Raw genomic sequence first — 21,680 nt, 5'->3', positions numbered from 1 at the left:
CTCCAGAGGCCCGGTCGGAACCTTGCCCTGGAGGGCCGTCCGGCCTAATCCATGCGCCATGCTGCTTCCCGACGGTCGCCACGTCCCGGACCTGCCGCTCGATCGCGCCGCCGTCGACCGCTGCCGCACGCTCGCGGATCGCGTCACCGCGCAGGTCCTCGAGCTGGTGGAGCGCCACACGACGGTCTCCATCGAGCGCACGGTGCTGCGCCTGTTCGGCCTGCACGACGCCGGCCCCCGGGGCGTGCCGCTCGTGAACCTCGCGGTGGACGCGCTCCACGAGAAGCAGCTGCTCGGCCGCGGCGCGGCCTACTGGATGGGCTACGCGCTGCGGCGGGGCGCGACGGATCCCATGGGCGTCGTCGAGCGGCTCGTCGCGCTGCCCGCGAACCCCGAGCCGCTCCCCGAGGCCGAGGAGCGCGCCATGCTCGAGGAGCTGCGGCGGGAGGCTCGGGCCGACGTGCAGGAGCTCGAGGCGCGCGTGCGGCGCCGGAACGCCCTCAAGAAGGAGCTCGGCGCCGGCCCGCGGCCGCACAAGTACCTCATCGTCGCGACGGGCAACATCCACGACGACGTGGAGCAGGCGGTCGCCGCGGCGCAGGCCGGCGCGGACGTCATCGCGGTGATCCGCTCGACCGCGCAGTCGCTGCTCGACTACGTGCCGCACGGCGCGACCACCGAGGGGTACGGCGGCACGTACGCGACGCAGGAGAACTTCCGCATCATGCGCGAGGCGCTGGACGAGGAGTCCCGCCGCCTCCGCCGCTACGTGCACCTCACCAACTACTCCTCCGGCCTGTGCATGCCGGAGATCGCGTTCGCGGCGGCCTGGGAGCGGCTCGACATGCTGCTCAACGACGCGATGTACGGGATCCTGTTCCGCGACATCAACATGAAGCGGACCCTGTGCGATCAGCACTTCTCCCGCCGCATCTGCGCCCTCGCGGACGTGGTGATCAACACCGGCGAGGACAACTACATCACCACCGCCGACGCCGACGAGGCGGCCCACACCGTCATCGCCTCGCAGTTCGTGAACGAGAGCTTCGCCCACCGCGCGGGCCTCCCCGACCGGCTCATCGGCCTCGGCCACTCGTTCGAGATCGATCCGTCGCGCGAGGACACCGTCGCGCGAGAGCTCGCGCAGGCGCTCCTCGTCCGCACGCTCTTCCCGGCGGCGCCCATCAAGTACATGCCGCCCACCAAGCACAAGCAGGGCGACATCTTCTTCAGCCACGCCTACGACGTCATGGCGGACGTGGTGGGCTGGGTGACGGGGCAGGGGATCCAGCTCCTGGGCATGATGACCGAGGCGATGCACAACCCCTTCCTCATGGATCGCTACGTCGCGCTGAAGAGCGCCGACTACGTCTATCGGGCCTGGCGGTCGATGGGCGCCGAGATCTCCTTCCGCCCCGGCGGCGTGGTGCAGCGCCGCGCGCAGGAGACGCTCGGGAGGGCGCTCGCGCTCCTCGAGGAGGTCGCCCGCGACGGCCTCATGGCCTCCATCGGGAAGGCGCGCTTCGGAGACGTCGCGCGCGCCGAGGACGGCGGCAAGGGCCTCTCCGGCGTCGTCGAGCGCGGCCCCCGTTACTTCAACCCGTTCCTCGAGATCATGGAGGCGAGATGAGCCGCCCTGCGTCTTCCCCGCGCGCCGCCGCGGTGCTGCTCTGCGCCGCGGTCGCGATGCTCTCCGGCTGCGCCGGCGTCCGCCAGGCGCTCTCGGGCGCGCCGAAGGGCGCGCCGAGCGGTCGCGACGGATGGCTCGTCTACTCCGTGCGCGCCCTCCACTTCGAGGCGCCCGCGGCCTGGCGCGCGTCGGGGGGCGACCAGCACATGACGCTGGAGGCGCCCGACGACTCGGCCCGCATGGAGATCTCCACCGCGACGACGGCCTACGCCGACGAGCAGGCCTGCCTCGCGGGCGCGGAGGAGTTCCTGAAGCGGGGCGCCGCGCTGGAGCGCGTCCGCCGCCACCCGACGCGGCTCGCCGGCGTGCCGGCCGTCACGCTGGAGGGCGACTCCGGCGGCTGGCACGTCTGGGCGTACGCCGCCTGCGACGGCGGCACGCAGTACCAGCTCTTCTTCACCGCCCGCACGCCGGCGAGCGCGGAGGCCGTGGAGGCCTACCGGGCGCTCGTGCAGAGCGCCAAGATCGGAGGGCGCGCGTGAGCATGAGGCCGCACGACTGGGAGCCCGGGCAGATCGTCCGCCCCTACGGCGACCGGCGCGACGACGGCGTCGTGCAGCTCTCGTTCGTCCTCCCCGTCCCGCCGGGCGAGCGCGCGCGGGAGGCGGCGGCCGAGGTCGCCCGCAAGATGGGCATGGAGCAGGTGCACGTCGCGGCGATGGAGGCGGCGGCGGAGCGCTACACCTTCTTCGTCGTGTACGGCCGCACCTCGGTGTCGGTGGACTACGGCGCGCTCACCGTCCCCGAGGTCGTGGTCCGCAAGAAGGGCTTCGACGAGCTGAACGAGTACGCCGCGCGCGAGGTCGGCCGGCGCATCGTGGTGATCGGCGCCTGCACCGGCTCCGACGCGCACGCGGTCGGGATCGACGCGATCATGAACATGAAGGGGTTCGCGGGTGACTACGGCCTCGAGCGCTACGCCTGCTTCGAGGCGGCGAACCTCGGCGCCCAGGTGGAGAACGCGCAGCTCGCGCGCGTCTGCAGGGACCGCCACGCGGACGCCGTGCTCGTCTCCCAGGTCGTCACGCAGCGCGACGTCCACAAGGAGAACGCGCGCCAGCTCATCGTCGAGCTCGAGCGGCTCGGGATCCGGGGCCAGGTGACCGCCATCCTGGGCGGGCCCCGCATCGACCACCGCCTGGCCGTCGAGCTCGGCTACGACGCCGGCTTCGGGCCGGGGACGCGGCCGTCGGAGGTGGCGAACTTCGTCGTCGGGGCGGTCCTGAAGCGCATGGGCAAGGAGATGCACTGATGCCGCTCAACGAGAAGGTCACCCTCCGGCTGCGCATGTCGCAGGCCGACGCGCACTACGGCGGCGACCTGGTGGACGGGGCGCGCATGCTCGCCCTGTTCGGCGACGTCGCGACCGAGCTCCTCGTGCGCCACGACGGCGACGAGGGCCTCTTCCGCGCCTACGACGCGGTGGAGTTCCTCGCCCCCGTGTACGCCGGGGACTACGTCGAGGCGGAGGGCGAGATCGTGAGGGCGGGGGCCACCTCGCGCGCCATGAGGTTCGAGGCGCGCAAGGTCATCGCGCCGCGGCGGGACCTCTCGGACAGCGCCGCGGAGGTGCTCGCGGCGCCGGTGGTGGTCTGCCGGGCGAGCGGCACCTGCGTCGTGCCCAAGGACAAGCAGCGGACCGCGCGCTAGCGGCGCCGGCGGGCCGCGAGGGGAGGCCACATGGCCGAGAAGGTGATCGTCACCGCCGCCGTCGTCGGCGCCGAGGTGACCCGGGAGCAGAACCCCGCCGTGCCGTACACGCCCGCGGAGATCGCCCAGGCGGCGGTGGACGCGTGGCGCGCCGGGGCCGCGGCGGTCCACCTCCACGCGCGCTGGCCCGACGGCCGGCCCTCCCAGCGCCCCGAGCACTTCCGCGAGATCATCGACCGGATCCGCCAGGCGGGCAGCGACGTGGTGATCCAGTGCTCCACCGGCGGGGCGGTGGGGATGCCGGTGGACGAGCGGCTCGGCTCGCTCGTGGACGGCGCGGAGATGGGCACCTTGAACCTCGGCACCATGAACTTCGGGGACGAGGTGTTCCAGAACACGCGGCCCGACATCGTCCGCATCGCAGGCCGCCTGCGCGAGCGGCGGCTCGTCCCCGAGTGCGAGGTCTACGACGCGGGGATGCTCGACACGCTGCGCTGGCTCCTCGAGAAGAAGCACCTCACGGCCCCCTACCACGTGCAGCTCGTGCTGGGCGTCCCCGGCGGCATGTCGGCGAGCGAGCGGAACGTGAGGTTCCTGCTCGAGGGGCTCCCCGAGCCGACGCACTGGAGCATCGCCGGCGTGGGACGCTTCCAGCTGCCCATGGCGGAGCTCGCGCTCGCGCTGGGCGGCCACGTGCGCGTGGGTCTCGAGGACAACCTGTTCGCCGCGAAGGGGGTGCTCGCGAAGGGTTCGGACGAGCTCGTGTCACTCGCAGTGAAGCTCGCGCAGCGCGCCGGGCGAGAGCCGGCCGCGCCCGCGGAGGCGCGCCGGCTCCTCGGGATCGCCTGAGCGGGCCGGGCCCGCGCGCGCGCCCGGCGGACCTGCGCGGCGCTTGACGATCCGGCCGGCGCGGCGCTAGCGTCCGACGCTTCTCGCACGCGCCTCGCGGCGCCACCTGGAGCGACGCCCTTGACCACCCTCGCCGCCTGGCTCGCAGCCTTCCGCACCCTTCACGAGAAGGCCCGCAAGGGCGCGCTGGCCGCGGTAGAGCTCGACGAGTACCGGGCCGGCCGCGACGAGCTCGCCCGCGCGCTGCTCGCGGCGCAGCGGCTCACGGTCGCCCAGGGACTCCCGCCGCGCCAGGCGATCCGGGTCGCGCGCGCGCTGCAGCTCGACCTCGACCTCCACACCTCACGCGAGCGCGCCATCACGCTCGACGTCTCGTCGGGCGGCTTCTCCTGCCTGCTCGCCAAGGCGCCGCCGCTCGGCGAGGAGGTGCGCTTCTCGCTGCGCATCCCCGGCGCGGAGGCGCTCGCGGGCAGCGCCCGGGTGACGGACGCGAAGCCCAACGGCGGGAACGTGCGCGTCTCCTTCCAGTCGATCGGGCTCTCCCCCGAGGAGAAGGAGCGGGTCGAGCTCTTCGTGTTCGACACGCTGCTCGCGCAGCTCACGCCTTGAGCGCTCCGGAGGCGAGCGCGGGGCGCCCCGTCGCCGGAGGCGCCCCGCGTGGCGAGCGCCGGACGGCGCGCCGGGCTACTTCATGAACGGGATGTCGACGTCGATCTGCGCCGTCCACATCCAGTCCTGCCCCAGGGTCGAGTCGTAGAGGTCCGTGTCCAGGAAGAAGACCGGGCCGGTGAGGAGCGAGACGTTCGGCGTGAAGTAGACGGCGACCGCCCCGCTCACGGCGCCCATCCAGTTCTCACCGGTGGCGACGTCGGCGAGGACGGACAGCTTGTCGATGCCGGGGAGGCCGACCTTGATGTCCGGGCTCACGTAGCTCGCCATGAACCCGGCCCGCTCGACGCCGCCGGAGCCGGACCAGAGCGCCTCGCTGCCCGCGCCGTAGTAGCCGCCCACGCCGAGGGTCCCGACGGGCGTCGCCTTGCTCAGGGTCGCGTGCAGCAGGTGGTAGTCCGACACGTCCTCCTGGAACCCCGCGTTGGCGATGCCGACGGACAGCGCCGGCTGCCACGCGCCCGCGAGGCCCTCGGGCAGCGTCAGCTTCCCGTTCAGCTGCAGCCCGTCCGCGGTGGTCAGGCCAGGGTAGAAGAGGTCGAAGCCGACCTCGCCCTGGAGCACGGCGGAGGAAGGAAGCACGCCCAGCGTGAGGCCGTACGTGTTGGCCAGCCCGCTCCTCTCGGAGACGTACGTGTCGTAGGTGAGGTGCGGGACGAGATACGGCTGGGTGTACGTGGTCGCGGGCGTCCAGACGACGGTGGACGGCGTCGCGCGGGCGCCCTGCGCGGCGGCGACGAGCGCGGCGGCGAGGAGCGCCCTGACAGCGGTCTTCATCGAGATGTCCTCCGGGAATAGGTTGGGTGAACCGACGATCGCTCCCACTGCACCGTGCATGCCGACCCGGGGGAGCGCCCTTCCGGCCGTTTCGGCGCGCGCAGGCGCGCGCGTGCGCGGCGGTCGGGCAAGCTGCTGCGCGAGGGGTGCGCAAACGGGCGCCGCGGAGCGGCTCCGCGGGCCGACGTTCACCCAGCGAAAAACGGCCCGTCCGCGCGGAGCGGACGGGCCGTCGAGCCGGCGGCGGCGGAGGGGGGGCTACGCCGCCGTGGGCCCCGCCGGATGAGGCCGCGCGACCGGCGCGGCGTGGTGCGGAGCGAACGCGGTGCCGGGCGACGACTCGAGGTCGGCGGTGATGTACCCGCGCTCGCCGGCCTCGGTCTGGTCGAGGCCGGTCCACTCGTCCTGCTCGTCGGCGCGCAGCGGCGACACGACGGACACGAGCTTGAGGAGCGCGAACGAGAGGCCACCCGAGTAGATCATCGTGACGACCACGCCCACGGCCTGCTTCCCGATCAGCGCGAGGCTCCCGTCCGCGCCGGCCGGGTTCACGGCGGTGGACGCGAACGCGCCGGTGAGGAGCGCGCCGAGGGTGGCCGCGACGCCGTGCACCGCGAACACGTCGAGCGAGTCGTCGAGCCCGAGCTTCGGGCGCAGGCGCACCGCGCCGAAGGAGGCGAGCGCGGCGAGCGCGCCGATGGCGAGGCTGGAGATCGCAGGGACGAAGCCGGCGGCCGGCGTGATGGCGACCATGCCCGCCACGGCGCCGGAGGCGAGCCCGACGCCGGACATCTTGCCGTGCCGGAAGAGCTCGACGAGTCCCCACGTCAGCGCCGCGGCGGCGGGCGCGAAGAAGGTGTTCACGAACGCCGACGACGCGAGGCCGTTCGCGCCGAGCGCGCTCCCCCCGTTGAAGCCCAGCCAGCCGAACCAGAGCAGGCCCATGCCCAGGGTGGCGAAGGGGACGTTGTGCGGCAACACCGTGGGCGTCCTTAGCCCGCGGCGCTTGCCGAGCAGGAACGCCGCCACGAGCGCGGCCGCGGCGGCGTTGATGTGGACCACCGTCCCGCCCGCGAAGTCCAGCACGCCCATCCCCCGCAGCCAGCCGCCGGGGGCCCAGACCCAGTGAGCGACCGGCGCGTACACGACGAGGCTCCACAAGGCGACGAACAGGACGTAGGGCTTCATGCGGACGCGCTCGACGATCGCCCCGGAGATGAGCGCCGGCGTGATGACGGCGAACATCCCCTGGAACAGCATGAACGCGGAGTGCGGGACGGTCGCGGCGAGCGAGGCCTCCGGGACGCCGCCGACGCCGCGCAGCCCGATCCACCCGAGCCCGCCCACCACCGCGTCGAGCGCGCCTCCGGGGGAGAACGCGATGCTGTAGCCGACGAGCGCCCACAGCACGCCCGCGATCCCCATCACGACGATGGAGAGGTTCATGGTGTGGACGACGTTCTTCGCCCGGACGAGCCCCCCGTAGAAGAACGCGAGCCCGGGCGTCATGAGCATCACGAGCCCCGCGCTGACGAGCAGGAGGGCGGTGTCGCCGGTGTCGATCCCGTCGGCCGCGAGCGCCGCCGAGGGGAGCGCGGCGGCGAGGGCGAAGAGCAGCTTTCTCAAAGGAGTCCTCCGGTGGCCACCAGTGGCCCGAGCACGTTTGGGGTCCCCGGTTGCAGCCCGCATGCCGCGCGCGGAGTGCCCGAGACACGCGCATTCCAGTGAGGTGGAGCGGCGCCGTGCCCGCTGGGGAGGCAGGGACGTGCCAGGCGCCCGAGCAATCCGGGCCGGGCGCCGGTCGTCGGCTCGCCGGGAGGGCACCTGCCGCGCCATCGGGCTGCACGCGCGCCGAGCGACGCGCTCCGAACGCTGGCGGATGGCTTCCCCGGCGGGCTGTCGCTGCTGCCCCGTCGGGCGCGCCTATCGGCGGCGACGCGAACGCTCGCCTCGAGGCGCTGCTCGCGATCGCTCGGGTCGAGCGCTCCTAGCGCCGCGTCGAGGACGCGCCGGTCGAGGGACGCTTCGCCGCCGTCGCCTTGCGCCTGGAGGGCGCGGCGGCGGGCTGCTTCTGGGTGGAGCGGGAGCCGCTGGGCTTCACCGAAGGTCGCTTCGCGGACGCCTTCGCCTTCGTGCGGCTCGCAGCGACCTTCGCCTGCTTCTTCACGACAGGTCTCGGCGCGGCCGCTGGGGCCGGCCGAGGTGGAGCGGGCGCGATCGCGGCGAGCAGCGGCGGGTCGTCGTCGGAGGCGCTCCGGATTCCTGCCGGCGCGCCCTCGACGGCGCGGTAGCTGCCGCGCTGCGCGGCCGAGACCGCTGCGGCACGCTCGGCCCAGGTACGCGCTGCCCGGTCGAGGCCGGCGCCGTCGAGCGCCTTGTGAGCACCCGCGCGATCCCCGGCGCGAAGGTGCAGCGCCGCGAGGTGCAGCGCCGCACGTCCCCGCTCGGGCGCGGGGGTCCGCTCGCGATCGGCGAGCAGGCGGCGCAGCGCGCTCTCCGCTTCCGCCGGCGTGGCGTGCCCGGACAGCGCGAGCTTCGCCAGGCCGTAGGACGCGCGCGGGTGCAGCGGCGAGGCGGAAAGCGCGGCCGCGTACGAGGCCCGCGCCTGGCCGAGATCGCGGCGCGTGCGGCGCAGCACGTCGCCACGCAGCGCCAGCGCGGCGGGTCGGCCGGCCGCGGCGGCCGCGGCGAGAGGCTCCTCCGCTGCGGCGAGGTTGCCCGCCTGGAGCGCGACCCTGGCCGCGAGGACGGACGCCTCGAGGTTGGCGCCGGCCCGCGTCGCGGCGGTCATGGCGTTGCCTGCCTCGCGGCGGCCGAGCGCGAGCGCTGCCGTCGCGGCGTGGGCGAGGGGCGGCGCCTCGGGGGCGCGCATCGGCTCGACGAGCTGGGCGGCTGCCGCGCGGGCGGCGCCGTCGTCGCGGTAGTCGGTCGCGAGCATCGCCAGCGCGAAGGCGCGCGTTCCGCCCGCCTCGAGCGGGTCGAGCTCCGCGAGCGGCTCGAGCAGCGAGGCGGCGTCGCGGTAGCCGGCGGAGGTGTCCAGGACGAGCAGGTCCCCTGCGCGCGCGAGGCCCTCGCGCAACACGGCGCGCCGGTGATGGAGGCGGTAGCCCACGAGCGAGCCCGCGACCAGCGTCACCGCCGCCGCGGCGAGGACGGCCAGCAGGACCGTGCGCCGCGGCATACGGCCGCGCAGCGGCTCGTCTCCGGTGGGTAGCTCGCCGCCGGGTCCGTCGATGACGTCGAACTCCTCGTCATCCAGCTCGGGAGGCAGGCCGTGAAGGTCGTCGGTGAGCGGTTCGTCGGACGAGACGGACGGGTCGGCGAGCGGAGGAGGTCTGGGCATCGGCGCGGGGGCGGGGGAGAACTACCCGTCCAGGGTATCTCCCTCAGCGCGCCAGTGCCAAAAAACGGATCGCGCCCGTGCCGGACCCCGGCGCGGGCGCGTCGTGAGAAGCGAAAAGGAACCGAAAAGGGTTGCGGTTACCCGCCCTTTTCCTCGCGCTCGTCCTCGCGGGCGACGCCGGAGAGCACGTCGTTCACCGAGGGGAACCGCATGATCTCGCCCCGCGCGATGCGCCAGGCCTGCTGAACGATCCACGAGAGCGACCGGTCCTGCCGGTTCGCTTCGGCCTGAATCTCGTTCAGCATGTCCTCGGGGAAGTACAGAGACTGCTTGCGCTTGTCAGTGCCGGGCATCGCTGCTCCATGCTGTGGGACAACCGCGACCTTGTACGCTGCCACGCTCCTGGGGTCAAGCGCTTGTCCACCTCGGAAGGGGAAGTGGGTCGCACGGACCGTGGATGCGTCGAGCGAAGTGCTCCACGTCACCGCAGCGCGCGGCCCTTAACGCTGACGGGACTTCATGAGCGCCGCGTGGCGCAGAGGGTGCGCGGAGCAGCCGGTCGCGCTCAGTGGACGGAGCTGGATCAGAAAAGAGGAGAGCCGGCATCGCTGCCGGCTCTCCGTGGGCCCAGAGGGGGAGGGGGGGGACCCCTAGGCCCAGCGCCTGTAACTTGTCTCACGCCTCGCCGTCGTCAACTCAGGCACCCAAGATCTCATTCCCGCTTGGAAAAGGCAACTCGGGCGCAGGTCCGTCGGCGTTCCTCCCTCGCGTCGTTTCGCCCTCTGAAACCTGCTGGTCCGGCCATTCATTCCCGGCTGCGTTCGCATCTCTTCGGAGCCCGGCTGCCGCTACTATAAAAGTCCACTCCGGAGCCCGCTCGGCCAGTGCGCAAGAAACTCCATCCTTACCCGGCCGCCGTCCTCGAGACGATCCGCCGTCGTCGGCTCCTGGCTGCCGGAGACCGGGTCCTCGTCGCCCTGTCGGCGGGCCCCGACTCGACGGCCCTCCTCGCCTCCCTGGCGGAGCTCCGCGACGCCGGCTGTCTCCCGGGCATGGCACTCGCCGCGCTGTATGTGGATCACGGTCTCCGGCCGGGCGGGGCCGATGAGGCGGGAAGCGCCAAGTCGGTCTGTGAGCGGCTGGGGGTCACGTTCGAGTCGGTCCGGGTGCGTATCGGACCAGGAAACGTCCAGGCCGAGGCGAGGCGAGCCCGCTATGCGGCGCTCCGGACGGCGGCGCTCCGGGCGGGCGCGACGCGGATCGCCACCGGCCATACCCGTACCGACCAGGCGGAGACGGTCCTCCTGCGCCTGCTGCGAGGGGCGGGGGCCCGCGGCCTCGCCGGGATCCCGCCGCGGCGGGGCGCGATCGTGCGCCCGCTCATCGATCGCTCGCGAGCCGAGGGATTGGTCTACCTCGCCGAGCGCGGGGTCCCGTGGCGAACCGACCCGACGAACGCGACGCCGCGTTTCGCGCGAAACCGCCTCCGGCTCGAGGTCTGGCCCGCGATCACCGCGCTCGCGCCCGCGGCTGAGCGCGCCATCGCACGGGCGGCCGATCTCGCCCGGGAGGACGAGCGCGCGCTCGCGCGTATTGCCCGGCCGCTCGCCGGTGAGGCGGCGAGCGCGGCGCTCGAGCCCCTGCGGGCGCTGCCGGTCGCGGCAAGGCGCCGCGTCGTTCGCCGCCTGTGGGCCCGAGCGTCGGGGCGCCGCGACGGTCTCGAGCTCCACCACGTGGACGCGATCCTGGCGCTCGTCCGGCGAGACAGGCCTGGCACGGCGACGCTGCCCGAGGGGCTCGTGGCGCGGTGTCGCTACGGTCGCCTCCAGATCGCCTTGCCCGGCGAGCGGTCGACCCCGCTCCCGCCGATGGAGGTCGCGGCGCCGGGCAGGTACACGCTCCCGGGGCGAGGCGGGGCGGTCGAGATCGCCGCCGCGCACGTCGGCGCGGTTCCCTGGCCGCTCTCGCTCCGAACGAGGCGTCCGGGGGATCGCTGGCGGCCGGACGGCGGTCGCGGCTCGAAGACGCTGAAGCGCTGGCTCATCGATCGGAAGGTGCCGCGCGAGCGGCGGGATGGGCTGGTCCTGCTCGCCCGGGAGAGCGACGTCCTGGCGATCCCCGAGCTCTCCGTGGTGGCGGCCGGGCTGGGGCCGGGAGGCGCGGGTCTCTCCGTTCGCCTGGAGAGCGCCCCCTAGGACCGACGGCAGCCCTGCAAAAGGGGTGAGGGGCTGTTATAAAGGGCGCTCGTTCCGGAGCCCGACCGGCGGGGACCCGCGCGGAAGACGCGGCGATTCCCGTCGGTTCCGATGTTCTGACGCTCCACCGAAGGGGAAAGCGAGCCTTGCGACAGTCCTACAAGACCGCCCTGCTCTGGGTCTTCCTTATCGTGATGTTCCTCGCGCTCTGGCAGCTGTTCCAGCAGCGCGGCACGCAGGCGAAGACCTACAACTGGTCGCAGTTCATGCAGAAGGTCGAGGCGGGGGAGGTGAAGGAGGTCCGCATCAAGGACCTCGACTACCTCGGCCACCTGCGCGACGGGTCCGAGTTCGTCACGACCGGTCCCATCGACGCCTCCGCCACCATCGCCGAGAAGCTCCGCCAGCAGGGCGTGAACCTCTCGTTCGAGAAGCCGGAGCAGAGCTCGCTGTGGGTGACGGTGCTGCTCCAGTACCTCCCCCTCGTCTTCCTCTTCCTCCTGTTCTTCTTCTTCATGCGCCAGCTGCAGTCGGGCGGCGGGAAGGCGATGAGCTTCGGGAAGTCGAAGGCGAAGCTCATGACCGAGCACCACAACAAGATCACCTTCTCCGACGTCGCCGGGATCGACGAGTCCAAGGACGAGCTCGAGGAGATCATCTCCTTCCTGAAGGATCCGAAGAAGTTCACCCGGCTCGGCGGGCGCATCCCGAAGGGCGTGCTGCTCATGGGGCCGCCCGGCACCGGCAAGACGCTCCTCGCGCGCGCCGTGGCGGGCGAGGCGGGGGTGCCGTTCTTCTCCATCTCCGGCTCCGACTTCGTCGAGATGTTCGTGGGCGTGGGCGCCTCCCGCGTCCGCGATCTCTTCGAGCAGGGCAAGAAGAACGCCCCCTGCATCATCTTCATCGACGAGATCGACGCGGTCGGCCGCCACCGCGGCGCGGGCCTCGGCGGCGGGCACGACGAGCGCGAGCAGACGCTCAACCAGCTGCTCGTCGAGATGGACGGCTTCGAGTCGAACGAGGGCGTGATCCTCATCGCCGCCACCAACCGGCCCGACGTGCTCGACCCGGCGCTGCTCCGTCCCGGCCGCTTCGATCGCCGCATCGTGGTGCCGCGGCCCGACCTGAACGGCCGGCTCGGCATCCTCAAGGTGCACACGAAGAAGACCCCGCTCGACACCGCGGTGGACCTCACCCAGATCGCGCGCGGCACGCCCGGCTTCTCCGGCGCCGACATCGAGAACCTGGTGAACGAGGCCGCGCTCTACGCGGCCCGGCGCAACAAGGAGAAGCTCGCCATCGAGGACTTCGAGTTCGCGAAGGACAAGGTCATCATGGGCACCGAGCGGCGCTCGATGATCATCTCCGAGAAGGAGAAGCGGACGACGGCCATCCACGAGGCCGGCCACGCGCTCGTGGCGAAGATCATCCCGGGCACCGACCCCGTCCACAAGGTCACGATCATCCCCCGCGGCCGCGCGCTGGGCCTCACCCAGCAGCTCCCGCAGGAGGACCGGCTCAACATCTCGCAGGAGTACGCGCTGAACCAGATCGCGATCCTGATGGGCGGGCGGCTCGCCGAGGAGATCACCTTCGGCCAGAAGACCACCGGCGCCGGCAACGACATCGAGGTCGCCACGAACCTCGCTCGCTCCATGGTGTGCGAGTGGGGCATGAGCGAGAAGATGGGCCCGCTCGCCTTCGGCAAGAAGGAGGGCGAGGTGTTCCTCGGCCGCGAGATGAACACGGTCCAGACCTTCTCCGAGCAGACGGCGCGCGAGATCGACGCGGAGGTGCACCGCATCGTCTTCGAGCAGTACGATCGCGCGAAGCGCCTGCTCCTCGAGAACGGCGCGGTGCTGAACAAGATCGCCGACGCGCTCATCGAGTACGAGACGCTCGACGCCTCCGACATCGACGTCATCGTCTCGGGCGGGGCGATCAGTCGGCCGCCTCCGCCCAAGCCGCTCGCCGCGGCAGCGGCGGAGAAGAAGAAGGGCGGGCTCCTCGACGCGGCCGCCGCGGCCGTGCCCGCCGCGAGCAAGGCCTAGCGCAGGCAGGCCCGGCCGCGGCCGGGCTGCCGCGTTCGTGCCCGCGCGACGCGGGCGAGCAGGGACGGACCGGATGCGCATGCGGATCGGGGCCAGGCTCTTCGACGGGCCTGGCCCGTTCATCATGGGGATCGTCAACGCGACCCCGGACTCGTTCTCCGACGGCGGGCGCTACCTCGACCCCGCCGCGGCGGTGGCCCACGCGCTCCGTCTCGCCGAGGAAGGCGCGGATCTCGTCGACCTCGGCGGCGAGTCCACCCGGCCAGGCGCGCCGCCGGTCGCGGAGGACGAGGAGATCCGGCGAGTGGTGCCGGTCGTGGAGGCGCTGCGAGCCCGCGCCTTCGCGCTGCCCATCTCCATCGACACGACCAAGGCCGCGGTCGCGAGGGCCGCCCTCGCCGCCGGCGCCGACCTCGTGAACGACGTCGCCGGCCTCGCCGACCCCGCCCTCGCCCGCGTGGTGGCGGAGGCGGGAGCTCCGGTCGTCCTCATGCACTCGCGCGGCACCCCGGCGGACATGCAGTCGCGCGCGAGCTACGGAGACCTCGTCGCGGAGGTTCGCGCGGAGCTGGCCGAGGCGCTCCTCCGGGTCGCGGCGGCTGGCGTCGCGCCGGAGCGGGTGATCCTCGATCCGGGGATCGGGTTCGCGAAGACCGCCGAGCACGGCTTCGAGCTCCTCGCCCGCCTGGGCGAGCTGCGGGCGCTCGGGAGGCCCCTGCTCGTGGGCCCGTCGCGCAAGAGCTTCATCGGCAAGGTCACGGGTGCGCCGGTGGGGGAGCGGCTCCCCGGCACGCTGGCGGCCGTCACGGCCGCCGTCCTGGCGGGCGTCGAGCTGATCCGCGTCCACGACGTGGCGGCCGCCCGCCAGGCGGCTCAGGTGGCGGCGGCCATCCGGGACGCGCCGCGGACGTCGTGACGAGCGCTCGGCGCGAGGTCCGCCATCGGTGTAGACTGCTGCGCGCCGGGGTCCTCCGTTGCATTCCCTCCTCACGTTCCTCATCGGGCCTGACGCCACCGCGCGCGACGCGCTGCTTGCGCTCGTCGACGTCGCGCTCGTCGCGTTCGTCTGCTACCACGTGCTCCGGTTCATCCGGGGCACGCGCGCGACCGCGATCCTCGTCGGCCTGTCGCTGCTCGCCTTGGTCTACGCCGGCGCACAAGCCTCCGGGCTCGCCACGCTGTCCTGGCTGCTCGGCCACTTCCTCAGCTACTCCTTCATCTTCGGCGTCATCGTGCTGTTCCAGGCGGACCTGCGGCGGGCGCTCGCCGAGCTCGGCCGCTCGTCGCGTCTGTCGCGGCTCGTCGCGCGGCTGGGGAAGGACGACCGCGCCGCGCAGCTCGGCGCGCTCGAGGCCATCGTGAAGGCGGCGCTGGAGCTCGCCCGCCGGCGAGTCGGGGCGCTCGTCGTGGTGGAGCGCAGCGCGGACCTGTCCGATCTGGCGGGTTCGGGATTGCGGGTGGACGCGGCGGTCACCCCCGAGCTGCTCGTCGCGATCTTCCAGCGCTCCAGCCCCATCCACGACGGGGCCGCGGTGGTGCAGGGCGCGCGCGTCGCCGCGGCGGCGTGCCTGCTGCCGCTCTCGGCCGCCCCCGCCGCCCCCGAGCTGGGCACCCGCCACCGCGCCGCCATGGGGCTCGTCGAGGAGGCCGACGCGGCGGTGGTGGTCGTGTCGGAGGAGCGTGGCGAGATCTCGGTGGCGCTGGACGGCGCGCTGCAGCGCGCCCTCGACGAGAAGGCGCTGCGCGCGGTCCTCTACGGCGCCTTCGTCGGCGCCGAGCGGGGCGGGGGCGGCGGCCTGGGCGCGCTCGTCCGAGCGAGGGTGCGCGGCGCGGCGGGAAGGGAGGGGCCGCGTGCGGCGCTCTGATCTCGCCCTGGGCTTCCTCGCGGTCGCCATCGCCGCCGCGCTGTTCGTCGTCGTGCGCGGTGAGCGGCGCGTGACCGCCGTCTACACGGTCCCGGTCGAGGCGGTGCTCGCGCCCAGGGTCCCGAAGGTCGAGGGGCTCCCGACCGAGGTCACCGTCGCCGTGAACGGCCAGTGGGCGCGGCTGCGCGTGCTCGACCCGGCCAGCCTCGGCCCGGTCCGGATCGACGTGACGCGCGGAGGCGCCGCGGCGGTCGCGTGGCACGCCCGCGCCGAGGCGCTCCACCTTCCGCTCGGCCTGCGCGTCGAGTCCATCACGCCCGCGCAGGGGACGATCGACCTCCGGCGGGACGTCCATTGAAGCCCACCCCCATGAACCCTAGGTTGCGTGCGATGCCGACTCGTGAACCCAGCTCGACCTCCCGTGCGCAGGTGAACGGCGCCGCCCGCGCTCGCCCCTCCCGCAACGAGGCACGGAACACCATGCGCAACGGCACCAGCGCCAACGGCACCACCGGGCACGCGCCGATCGCTCGGCGGCTCTTCGGCACCGACGGGGTCCGCGGCGTCGCGAACGTGCACCCCATGACCGCCGAGATGGCGCTCCAGCTCGGGCGGGCGCTCGCCTACGTCGTCCGGAACGGCTCGCACCGCCACCGCATCGTGATCGGCAAGGACACCCGCCTGTCGGGGTACATGCTCGAGCAGGCGATCGCCTCCGGGATCAGCTCCATGGGGGTGGACGTCATGCTCTCCGGACCGCTCCCGACGCCGGGCATCGCCTTCCTCACCGAGTCGATGCGCGCCGACGCCGGCGTCGTCATCAGCGCGAGCCACAATCCGTACCAGGACAACGGGATCAAGTTCTTCTCGCGCGACGGGTTCAAGCTGCCGGACGCGGTGGAGCTGCAGATCGAGCAGCTGGTGCTCGGCGAGTCCGGCCTCGAGGAGTTCCACGCGCTCCGCCCCACCGCGACGCGGATCGGCAAGGCGAAGCGCATCGACGACGCCATCGGGCGCTACGTCGTGTTCCTCAAGTCCATCTTCCCGAAGGACCTCACGCTGGACGGGCTCACCATCGTGGTGGACTGCGCCCACGGAGCCGCCTACCACGTCGCGCCGGCGGTGTTCGAGGAGCTGGGCGCGAAGGTCATCGCGCTCAACGTGAAGCCGGACGGCAAGAACATCAACGACGGGTGCGGCGCGGTTCACCCGGAGAGCATGGCGAAGGCCATCCAGAAGCACCGGGCGCACCTCGGCCTCGCGCTCGACGGCGACGCCGACCGCGTGATCCTCGCGGACGAGCAGGGCCGGATCGTGGACGGCGACGCGATCATGGCGCTCGTGGGGCGGGACCTCATCCGCCAGAAGACGCTCGCCAAGCGGACGGTCGTCGCGACGGTGATGTCCAACCTGGGCCTGGAGCGCGCCCTCGCGGGCGCCGGGGGCCGCGTGGTGCGGACGGCGGTGGGCGACCGCTACGTCGTCGAGGAGATGCGCCGGAGCGGCTACAACTTCGGCGGCGAGCAGTCGGGACACCTCATCTTCCTCGACCACGTGACGACCGGGGACGGCGTGGCGGCGGCCCTGAACGTGCTCGCCGTGATGCAGCGCGAGGGGCGCCCGCTCTCGGAGCTCGCCCGCTGCTTCGAGCCGGTGCCGCAGGCGCTCGTGAACGTGGCGGTGAAGGAGAGGCGCCCGCTCTCGGACCTGCCCGAGGTGGCGCGCGTCATCGGCTCCGTGGAGAAGGCACTCGGGAAGGACGGCCGGGTCCTGGTGCGGTTCTCGGGGACGGAGAACAAGGTGCGCGTGCTCGTCGAGGGCACCGACGGGAAGCGGATCCGCGCCCAGGCGGACGAGATCGCCGACGAGCTTCGCAAGGCGCTCGGGTAGCGAGGGCGCGCGAGCCGGGTCCGGGGACGCGCCGCGTGCGTCCCCCCAGCAGCGCAGACGCAGCCGGATGAGGCTGCGCCGGCGCCGGGGGGCCCGGGGGGACGCGCCGTCTGCGTCCCCCCGGCGAGAAGATGGGTTAAATTCCCGCCATGCCCGCCCGCCTCGGCGTCAACGTCGACCACGTCGCGACGCTCCGCCAGTCTCGCCGCACCACCTACCCGGACCCCGTCGCCGCCGTCGTGCTCGCCGAGCTGGCCGGCGCGGACCAGATCACCATCCACCTCCGCGAGGACCGCCGCCACATCCAGGAGCGAGACCTCCAGATCCTGCGCAGAACGGTGGCGACCAAGCTGAACCTCGAGATGGCGGCGACCCAGGAGATGGTGAAGATCGCCTACGAGGTGAAGCCGGACGTGGTGACGCTCGTGCCGGAGCGGCGCGAGGAGCTCACCACCGAAGGCGGCCTCGACGTCTTCGGCGGGCGCGAGAACGTGCGCAAGGTGGTGAAGACCCTGCGCGACGCGGACATCAAGGTGTCGCTCTTCATCGACCCCGACCTCGACCAGGTGAAGGCCGCGCACCGTGCCGAGGCGGCCACGGTCGAGTTCCACACCGGGCGCTACTGCGACGCGCGGCTCGCCTCCGACCGGCGCAAGGAGCTGTCGCGCCTCGTCGACGCGTGCAAGGCGGCGGCGAAGCTGGGGCTCGAGGTGGCGGCCGGCCACGGCCTCAACTACCAGAACGTGGTGCCGGTGGCGGCCATCCCCGAGATCGAGGAGCTGAACATCGGGCACTCCATCGTGGGCCGGGCGGTGCTGGTCGGGATGGAGCGGGCCGTCCGCGAGATGCGCGAGCTCATCGCGAAGGCGCGGCCGTGAGGACTCCCGCCGCTCGCCCCTGTCGTAAGGGGCGGCGGCGGGCGGGAGAGGGCGGAACGTGATCCTCGGGCTCGGCATGGACGTGGTGGAGGTGGCGCGCATCGAGCGCATCCTCGCCGGTCCGCCCGCGCGCGTGGACCGCTTCCTCGAGCGCTGCTTCACGGCGCGCGAGCGGGCGTACTGCGACGCGGCGCGCGACCGCGCCACGCGCTACGCGGCGCGCTTCGCGGCGAAGGAGGCCGCGTCGAAGGCGCTCGGCGCGCCAGCGGGGATCCGATTCACCGACGTCGAGGTGGTGCGCGGGGCGGGCGCGCCTGTCCTCGAGCTGGCCGGCGTCGCCGCGACGGCGGCGGCGCGCCTCGGGGTGCGGCGGGTGCTCGTGACGCTCACGCACGACGGCGGCGTCGCCGCGGCGACCGTCGTGCTCGACGGGGAGGAGGCGCGATGAGGCTCGTCGGCTCGGCTGAGATGCGCGCCATCGATCGCGCCGCCATCGACGCCTTCGGCGTGCCCTCGCTCGCCCTCATGGATCGGGCGGGGCGCGCCGTCGCGGAGGCCGTCCGATCGCTCTGCGCGCCTGGCGGGCGGATCGTCGTCGTCTGCGGCGGCGGTAACAACGGCGGCGACGGCTACGTGGCGGCGCGGGTCCTGCGGGCGGAGGGCTGGGACGCGCGCGTCGTCTCGATCGTGCCGGCGGCGCGGCTTTCCGGCGATGCGCGCGTGACGCGCGAGGAGGCGGAGCGCGCGGGCGTGCCGATCGACGAGGCGGGCGAGCTGCTCACCGTGGACGCCGGGCCCGGGGACGTGGTGGTGGACGGCGTGTTCGGCACCGGCCTCACCCGCGCGCCGGAGGGCGCGTTCGCGCGAGCCATCGAGCGGATCGACGCCGCCCGCGCGGCGGGGGCGCGCGTCGTGGCGGTGGACGTCCCGTCCGGCCTGTCGGCGGACACCGGCCGCCCGCTCGGCGCGGCCTGCGTCCGGGCGGACCGGACCGTCACCTTCGCCTTCCAGAAGCGCGGGCTCGTCCTCCACCCGGGGCCGTCCGTCGCCGGCGAGGTGATCGTCGCCGACATCGGCATCCCGCTCGAGGCCGCCGCGCGGGTGCCGCTCACCTGCGAGCTGCTCGAGGCGGCTCAGGCGCAGGCGCTCCTCCCGGCGCGCTCGCCCGACGCCCACAAGGGCGACGCCGGCCGGCTGCTCGTGGTGGCCGGGTCGCCCGGCAAGACGGGCGCGGCCCACCTCGCGCTCACCGGCGCGCTGCGCGGCGGCGCCGGCCTCGTCACGCTCGCCGCCCGCGCCGAGGCGCTGCCGCTCGCGCTGTTCGGCCGCCCGGAGGCGATGAGCGTGGCGCTTCCCGGCGCGGGTCCGCTCGGCCGGGCAGATCTCCAGGCGCTCCTCGCGGCGGCGAAGGGCGTGGACGCGCTGGCCATCGGCCCGGGCATCCCGCGCGGCGAGGAGACGGGTGAGCTGCTGCGGGCGCTGCTCGAGCGGGCGCGGCTGCCGGCGGTGCTCGACGCGGACGCGCTGAACGCGCTCGCCGACGAGCCCGGCCGGCTCGCCGCGCTGGGCGAACCGCTCGTGCTCACGCCGCACCCCGGCGAGATGGCGCGCCTGTGCGGGACCCCGATCGACGAGGTGCAGGCGGACCGCATCGAGGTCGCGCGCGCGAAGGCGCGAGAGTGGGGCGTGACGGTGGTGCTGAAGGGGGCGCGCACGGTGGTCGCCGATCCGCACGGGCCCGCGGCGGTGATCCCGACCGGCAACGCCGGGATGGCGACGGGCGGCACCGGCGACGTGCTCGCGGGGCTCATCGGCGCGCTCCTCGCCGGCGGCCTTCCGCCCGGGGCGGCGGCGCGCGTCGGCGCGTGGGTTCACGGCCGGGCAGGGGACCGCGTCGCGGCCCGGCTCGGCGAGCGTGGGCTCCTCGCCGGTGATCTGGGCGAGGCCATCGGCGAGGTGTGGGCGGAGTGGCGGCGATGACGGCGGAGCAGCGGTTCGAGGCGCGGCGCAGGACGCGCTCCGCGCGCGCCACGTTCGCGCTGGGGAAGAAGCTCGGAGCGCTGCTCCAGCCCGGCGACGTGGTCGCGCTCGTGGGCGAGCTGGGCGCCGGGAAGACCCAGCTCGTCCGCGGCGCCTGCGAGGGCGCGGCGGTGCCCGCCGAGGAGGTCTCCTCGCCGAGCTTCGCCATCGTGGCGACCTACCGCGGGCGCATCCCGGTGCACCACGCCGACCTGTACCGGATCGGCGACGAGGACGAGCTGTACGGGACTGGCTTCGGCGACCTCGTGGGCGGGGAGGGCGCCCTGCTCGTGGAGTGGGCGGACCGCATCCCCTCGGCGCTGCCGGCCGAGCGGCTCACGCTCACCCTCACCCACGACGACCGCGCGCCGTCCGTGCGCCACGTCGGGCTCGTGGGCGTCGGCGACCGGCACGCAGCGCTGGCGAGGGCGCTCGCTGGAAGAGGGCCGGGACCCGGGGGTGGGCGCGGGAGCCGCGCTCGCGTCGGCGGCGCCGAGCCTGGATGACCCTGCACCGCCAGGAATGGCAGGGCCGCGCAGCCTGCGCCGCGCGGCCCCGTCTCCGCTGAAGAGCTCCGCTAGTGCCGCGCGGGCGCCAGGGCGGCGGCCGGCACCGCCATCGCGTCGCTCGCCCCGGGCGGCGGCGCTCCGGTGATGGCGATCTTCTCGAGCTCGGCGTCGAAGATCTCGATGGACGCCTTCTCGCGGAGGCCCTTCACGTAGCTGTCGAACTCCTTCGTCCGGCTCTCCCGCCCGATGCGCGCGGCGATCTGCGCCTTGACCTCGTCGAACGGACGGTCGATCGGCGCCTGGCGCGCGCCGAGCTTCAGGATCGCGAACCCGCGCGGCGTCTCGACGACGCCCGACTCTTGCCCGACCTCCCTCAGCGCGAACGCGGCGTTGGCGAGCTCGGGCGAGTGCTGCGCCGAGAGCTCCTCCTTCGTGCGGTAACCCAGGTCTCCGCCCGCAGCCTTGGTGACCGGATCGTCCGAGAGCTCCCGGGCGAGATTCGAGAACGCGAGGGGGTTCTTCGGACCTTCCACCTTCAGGCGCGCCAGCGCGTTCTTCGCCTGGCCGGCCTTCGCCGCGCGGTCCGGTGAGCCAGCCGGCGCGGCGAAGATCACCGCTGAGACGCGGGCGCGCTCGGGCTTGACGAACTCGTCCAGGTGCTCGTCGTAGTACTTGCGAGCCTCGTCGTCCGCGGGCTTGCCGGCCTCGCTGTCGAAGGCCTGGCGCACGAGCTTCTGGACCATGATCTTCTTGAGGGTCTCCTGGACCTCGGGATCCTTGTCCAGCCCCTTCGCCTGCGCCTCCCTGGCGAGCAGCTCGAACCGGATCAGGTTCTCCAGGAACTCCTTCTTCCGCTCGAGCGCGGAGTAGCGCGCGCGGATGAACGGCGACTGCTCGTCCAGCTTCTTCTTGAACGCGTCCGCCGTCACGGAGATCCCGTCGCCCTTCGCGACGATGGGGCCGCCGTTCTTGTCTCCCTTGGAGCAGGCGGCGGCGGCCGTGACTGCAAGGACGAGTGCGATGCGACGCATCGTGTGCTGACTCCGTAGACCAGGGCGCGGAAATCCCTCGGGGTCGCCTGGAGGGCCCGCGGGGAAAAATGACGAAGCGTGAAGAGAGCACACTGGACCCGATCGATCAAGGGGTGGAGACGACCCGGCGTGAATCGTCGGCGACCCGACGCCCGCGCGGCGGCTCAACCGCGTTCATCACTGATGGAGAAATCACCCGTTGCGACGAATCTGGCGCGTAGTGTAGTGACGACTCACCCCGGGCCTCCTGGAGTGAGCGTGAAC

21 protein-coding genes are annotated in these 21,680 nt (G+C 73.4%); 16 read left to right on the top strand and 5 right to left on the bottom strand.

The genetic code is table 11. From position 1 onward, the window contains the following. Positions 1-58: 58 nt before the first annotated feature. The 6 genes from ANAE109_RS12010 (at position 59) to ANAE109_RS11985 (ending at position 4,798) form a co-directional block, all read left to right on the top strand. The gene (locus ANAE109_RS12010; RefSeq protein WP_012097138.1) at positions 59-1,630 is read left to right on the top strand and encodes a lysine 5,6-aminomutase subunit alpha; all 1,572 of its coding nucleotides are present in this window, start codon (positions 59-61) and stop codon (positions 1,628-1,630) included. After that, positions 1,627-2,172, top strand: coding sequence for a hypothetical protein (locus ANAE109_RS12005; protein ID WP_012097137.1), 546 nt, complete (start codon positions 1,627-1,629; stop codon positions 2,170-2,172). The genes ANAE109_RS12010 and ANAE109_RS12005 overlap by 4 nt, the downstream gene beginning before the upstream one ends. Before the next feature lie 2 nt (positions 2,173-2,174). Beyond that, the gene (locus ANAE109_RS12000) at positions 2,175-2,942 is read left to right on the top strand and encodes an OAM dimerization domain-containing protein (protein WP_012097136.1); all 768 of its coding nucleotides are present in this window, start codon (positions 2,175-2,177) and stop codon (positions 2,940-2,942) included. Further along, entirely contained in the window at positions 2,942-3,340 is a 399-nt protein-coding gene (locus ANAE109_RS11995) for a hotdog domain-containing protein (RefSeq protein WP_012097135.1), read from the top strand. The genes ANAE109_RS12000 and ANAE109_RS11995 overlap by 1 nt, the downstream gene beginning before the upstream one ends. A gap of 30 nt (positions 3,341-3,370) precedes the next feature. Then, positions 3,371-4,189, top strand: a complete 819-nt coding sequence (locus ANAE109_RS11990; RefSeq protein ID WP_012097134.1) for a 3-keto-5-aminohexanoate cleavage protein — start codon at positions 3,371-3,373, stop codon at positions 4,187-4,189. A 120-nt stretch (positions 4,190-4,309) separates the two neighbouring features. Then, positions 4,310-4,798, top strand: coding sequence for a PilZ domain-containing protein (locus tag ANAE109_RS11985; protein WP_012097133.1), 489 nt, complete (start codon positions 4,310-4,312; stop codon positions 4,796-4,798). A gap of 75 nt (positions 4,799-4,873) precedes the next feature. Here the strand turns inward: ANAE109_RS11985 and ANAE109_RS11980 are convergent, their stop codons facing one another. The 4 genes from ANAE109_RS11980 to ANAE109_RS11965 all read right to left on the bottom strand — a co-directional run bounded on the left by ANAE109_RS11980 (position 4,874) and on the right by ANAE109_RS11965 (position 9,331). After that, on the bottom strand, positions 4,874-5,635 hold the full coding sequence (locus ANAE109_RS11980; RefSeq protein ID WP_041448302.1) for a hypothetical protein: 762 nt from the start codon (positions 5,633-5,635) through the stop codon (positions 4,874-4,876). Between the two features lie 258 nt (positions 5,636-5,893). Next, a complete protein-coding gene (locus ANAE109_RS11975) occupies positions 5,894-7,261 on the bottom strand; it encodes an ammonium transporter (RefSeq protein WP_012097130.1) in 1,368 nt (455 codons plus the stop codon). A gap of 361 nt (positions 7,262-7,622) precedes the next feature. After that, positions 7,623-8,978, bottom strand: a complete 1,356-nt coding sequence (locus ANAE109_RS11970; RefSeq protein ID WP_012097129.1) for a hypothetical protein — start codon at positions 8,976-8,978, stop codon at positions 7,623-7,625. A gap of 137 nt (positions 8,979-9,115) precedes the next feature. Beyond that, the gene (locus tag ANAE109_RS11965; RefSeq protein WP_012097128.1) at positions 9,116-9,331 is read right to left on the bottom strand and encodes a TIGR04563 family protein; all 216 of its coding nucleotides are present in this window, start codon (positions 9,329-9,331) and stop codon (positions 9,116-9,118) included. Between the two features lie 531 nt (positions 9,332-9,862). Here ANAE109_RS11965 and tilS point away from each other — a divergent pair. From tilS to tsaE, 10 genes are all read left to right on the top strand, one after another. Continuing rightward, positions 9,863-11,173 carry a tRNA lysidine(34) synthetase TilS gene (gene tilS, locus ANAE109_RS11960; RefSeq protein ID WP_012097127.1) on the top strand — a complete coding sequence of 437 codons (1,311 nt, stop codon included), beginning with the start codon at positions 9,863-9,865 and terminating at the stop codon, positions 11,171-11,173. A 146-nt stretch (positions 11,174-11,319) separates the two neighbouring features. Beyond that, positions 11,320-13,224, top strand: a complete 1,905-nt coding sequence (gene ftsH / locus ANAE109_RS11955; RefSeq protein WP_012097126.1) for an ATP-dependent zinc metalloprotease FtsH — start codon at positions 11,320-11,322, stop codon at positions 13,222-13,224. A gap of 73 nt (positions 13,225-13,297) precedes the next feature. Further along, entirely contained in the window at positions 13,298-14,140 is an 843-nt protein-coding gene (folP, locus tag ANAE109_RS11950; protein ID WP_012097125.1) for a dihydropteroate synthase, read from the top strand. 58 nt (positions 14,141-14,198) lie between these two features. Beyond that, a complete protein-coding gene (gene cdaA, locus ANAE109_RS11945; RefSeq protein ID WP_012097124.1) occupies positions 14,199-15,089 on the top strand; it encodes a diadenylate cyclase CdaA in 891 nt (296 codons plus the stop codon). Next, positions 15,076-15,447, top strand: a complete 372-nt coding sequence (locus ANAE109_RS11940; RefSeq protein WP_012097123.1) for a hypothetical protein — start codon at positions 15,076-15,078, stop codon at positions 15,445-15,447. The genes cdaA and ANAE109_RS11940 overlap by 14 nt, the downstream gene beginning before the upstream one ends. A gap of 122 nt (positions 15,448-15,569) precedes the next feature. Next, entirely contained in the window at positions 15,570-16,979 is a 1,410-nt protein-coding gene (gene glmM, locus ANAE109_RS11935; RefSeq protein ID WP_012097122.1) for a phosphoglucosamine mutase, read from the top strand. Between the two features lie 149 nt (positions 16,980-17,128). Next, complete coding sequence (locus ANAE109_RS11930; RefSeq protein ID WP_012097121.1) at positions 17,129-17,857, top strand: pyridoxine 5'-phosphate synthase; 729 nt, start codon at positions 17,129-17,131, stop codon at positions 17,855-17,857. A gap of 58 nt (positions 17,858-17,915) precedes the next feature. Continuing rightward, on the top strand, positions 17,916-18,305 hold the full coding sequence (locus ANAE109_RS11925) for a holo-ACP synthase (RefSeq protein WP_012097120.1): 390 nt from the start codon (positions 17,916-17,918) through the stop codon (positions 18,303-18,305). Further along, positions 18,302-19,837 carry a bifunctional ADP-dependent NAD(P)H-hydrate dehydratase/NAD(P)H-hydrate epimerase gene (locus ANAE109_RS11920; protein WP_012097119.1) on the top strand — a complete coding sequence of 512 codons (1,536 nt, stop codon included), beginning with the start codon at positions 18,302-18,304 and terminating at the stop codon, positions 19,835-19,837. The genes ANAE109_RS11925 and ANAE109_RS11920 overlap by 4 nt, the downstream gene beginning before the upstream one ends. Beyond that, on the top strand, positions 19,834-20,382 hold the full coding sequence (gene tsaE / locus ANAE109_RS11915) for a tRNA (adenosine(37)-N6)-threonylcarbamoyltransferase complex ATPase subunit type 1 TsaE (RefSeq protein WP_012097118.1): 549 nt from the start codon (positions 19,834-19,836) through the stop codon (positions 20,380-20,382). Before ANAE109_RS11920 ends, tsaE begins: the two co-directional genes overlap by 4 nt. A gap of 71 nt (positions 20,383-20,453) precedes the next feature. Here tsaE and ANAE109_RS11910 read toward each other — a convergent pair whose 3' ends face one another. Then, positions 20,454-21,416, bottom strand: coding sequence for a peptidyl-prolyl cis-trans isomerase (locus tag ANAE109_RS11910; RefSeq protein WP_012097117.1), 963 nt, complete (start codon positions 21,414-21,416; stop codon positions 20,454-20,456). Positions 21,417-21,680: the final 264 nt, after the last annotated feature.

Source organism: Anaeromyxobacter sp. Fw109-5, assembly GCF_000017505.1.
Taxonomy (GTDB): domain Bacteria; phylum Myxococcota; class Myxococcia; order Myxococcales; family Anaeromyxobacteraceae; genus Anaeromyxobacter.
This window is presented reverse-complemented; position numbering and strand designations above follow the sequence as displayed.

Excerpts from the sequence above, each read along its gene's own strand:
- ANAE109_RS12010 (WP_012097138.1), top strand. The coding sequence starts at position 59 with ATGCTGCTTCCCGACGGTCGCCACGTCCCGGACCTGCCGCTCGATCGC.
- ANAE109_RS12005 (WP_012097137.1), top strand. The coding sequence starts at position 1,627 with ATGAGCCGCCCTGCGTCTTCCCCGCGCGCCGCCGCGGTGCTGCTCTGC.
- ANAE109_RS12000 (WP_012097136.1), top strand. The coding sequence starts at position 2,175 with ATGAGGCCGCACGACTGGGAGCCCGGGCAGATCGTCCGCCCCTACGGC.
- ANAE109_RS11995 (WP_012097135.1), top strand. The coding sequence starts at position 2,942 with ATGCCGCTCAACGAGAAGGTCACCCTCCGGCTGCGCATGTCGCAGGCC.
- ANAE109_RS11990 (WP_012097134.1), top strand. The coding sequence starts at position 3,371 with ATGGCCGAGAAGGTGATCGTCACCGCCGCCGTCGTCGGCGCCGAGGTG.
- ANAE109_RS11980 (WP_041448302.1), bottom strand. The coding sequence starts at position 5,635 with ATGAAGACCGCTGTCAGGGCGCTCCTCGCCGCCGCGCTCGTCGCCGCC.
- ANAE109_RS11970 (WP_012097129.1), bottom strand. The coding sequence starts at position 8,978 with ATGCCCAGACCTCCTCCGCTCGCCGACCCGTCCGTCTCGTCCGACGAA.
- ANAE109_RS11965 (WP_012097128.1), bottom strand. The coding sequence starts at position 9,331 with ATGCCCGGCACTGACAAGCGCAAGCAGTCTCTGTACTTCCCCGAGGAC.
- folP (WP_012097125.1), top strand. The coding sequence starts at position 13,298 with ATGCGCATGCGGATCGGGGCCAGGCTCTTCGACGGGCCTGGCCCGTTC.
- glmM (WP_012097122.1), top strand. The coding sequence starts at position 15,570 with ATGCGCAACGGCACCAGCGCCAACGGCACCACCGGGCACGCGCCGATC.
- ANAE109_RS11930 (WP_012097121.1), top strand. The coding sequence starts at position 17,129 with ATGCCCGCCCGCCTCGGCGTCAACGTCGACCACGTCGCGACGCTCCGC.
- ANAE109_RS11920 (WP_012097119.1), top strand. The coding sequence starts at position 18,302 with ATGAGGCTCGTCGGCTCGGCTGAGATGCGCGCCATCGATCGCGCCGCC.
- tsaE (WP_012097118.1), top strand. The coding sequence starts at position 19,834 with ATGACGGCGGAGCAGCGGTTCGAGGCGCGGCGCAGGACGCGCTCCGCG.
- ANAE109_RS11910 (WP_012097117.1), bottom strand. The coding sequence starts at position 21,416 with ATGCGTCGCATCGCACTCGTCCTTGCAGTCACGGCCGCCGCCGCCTGC.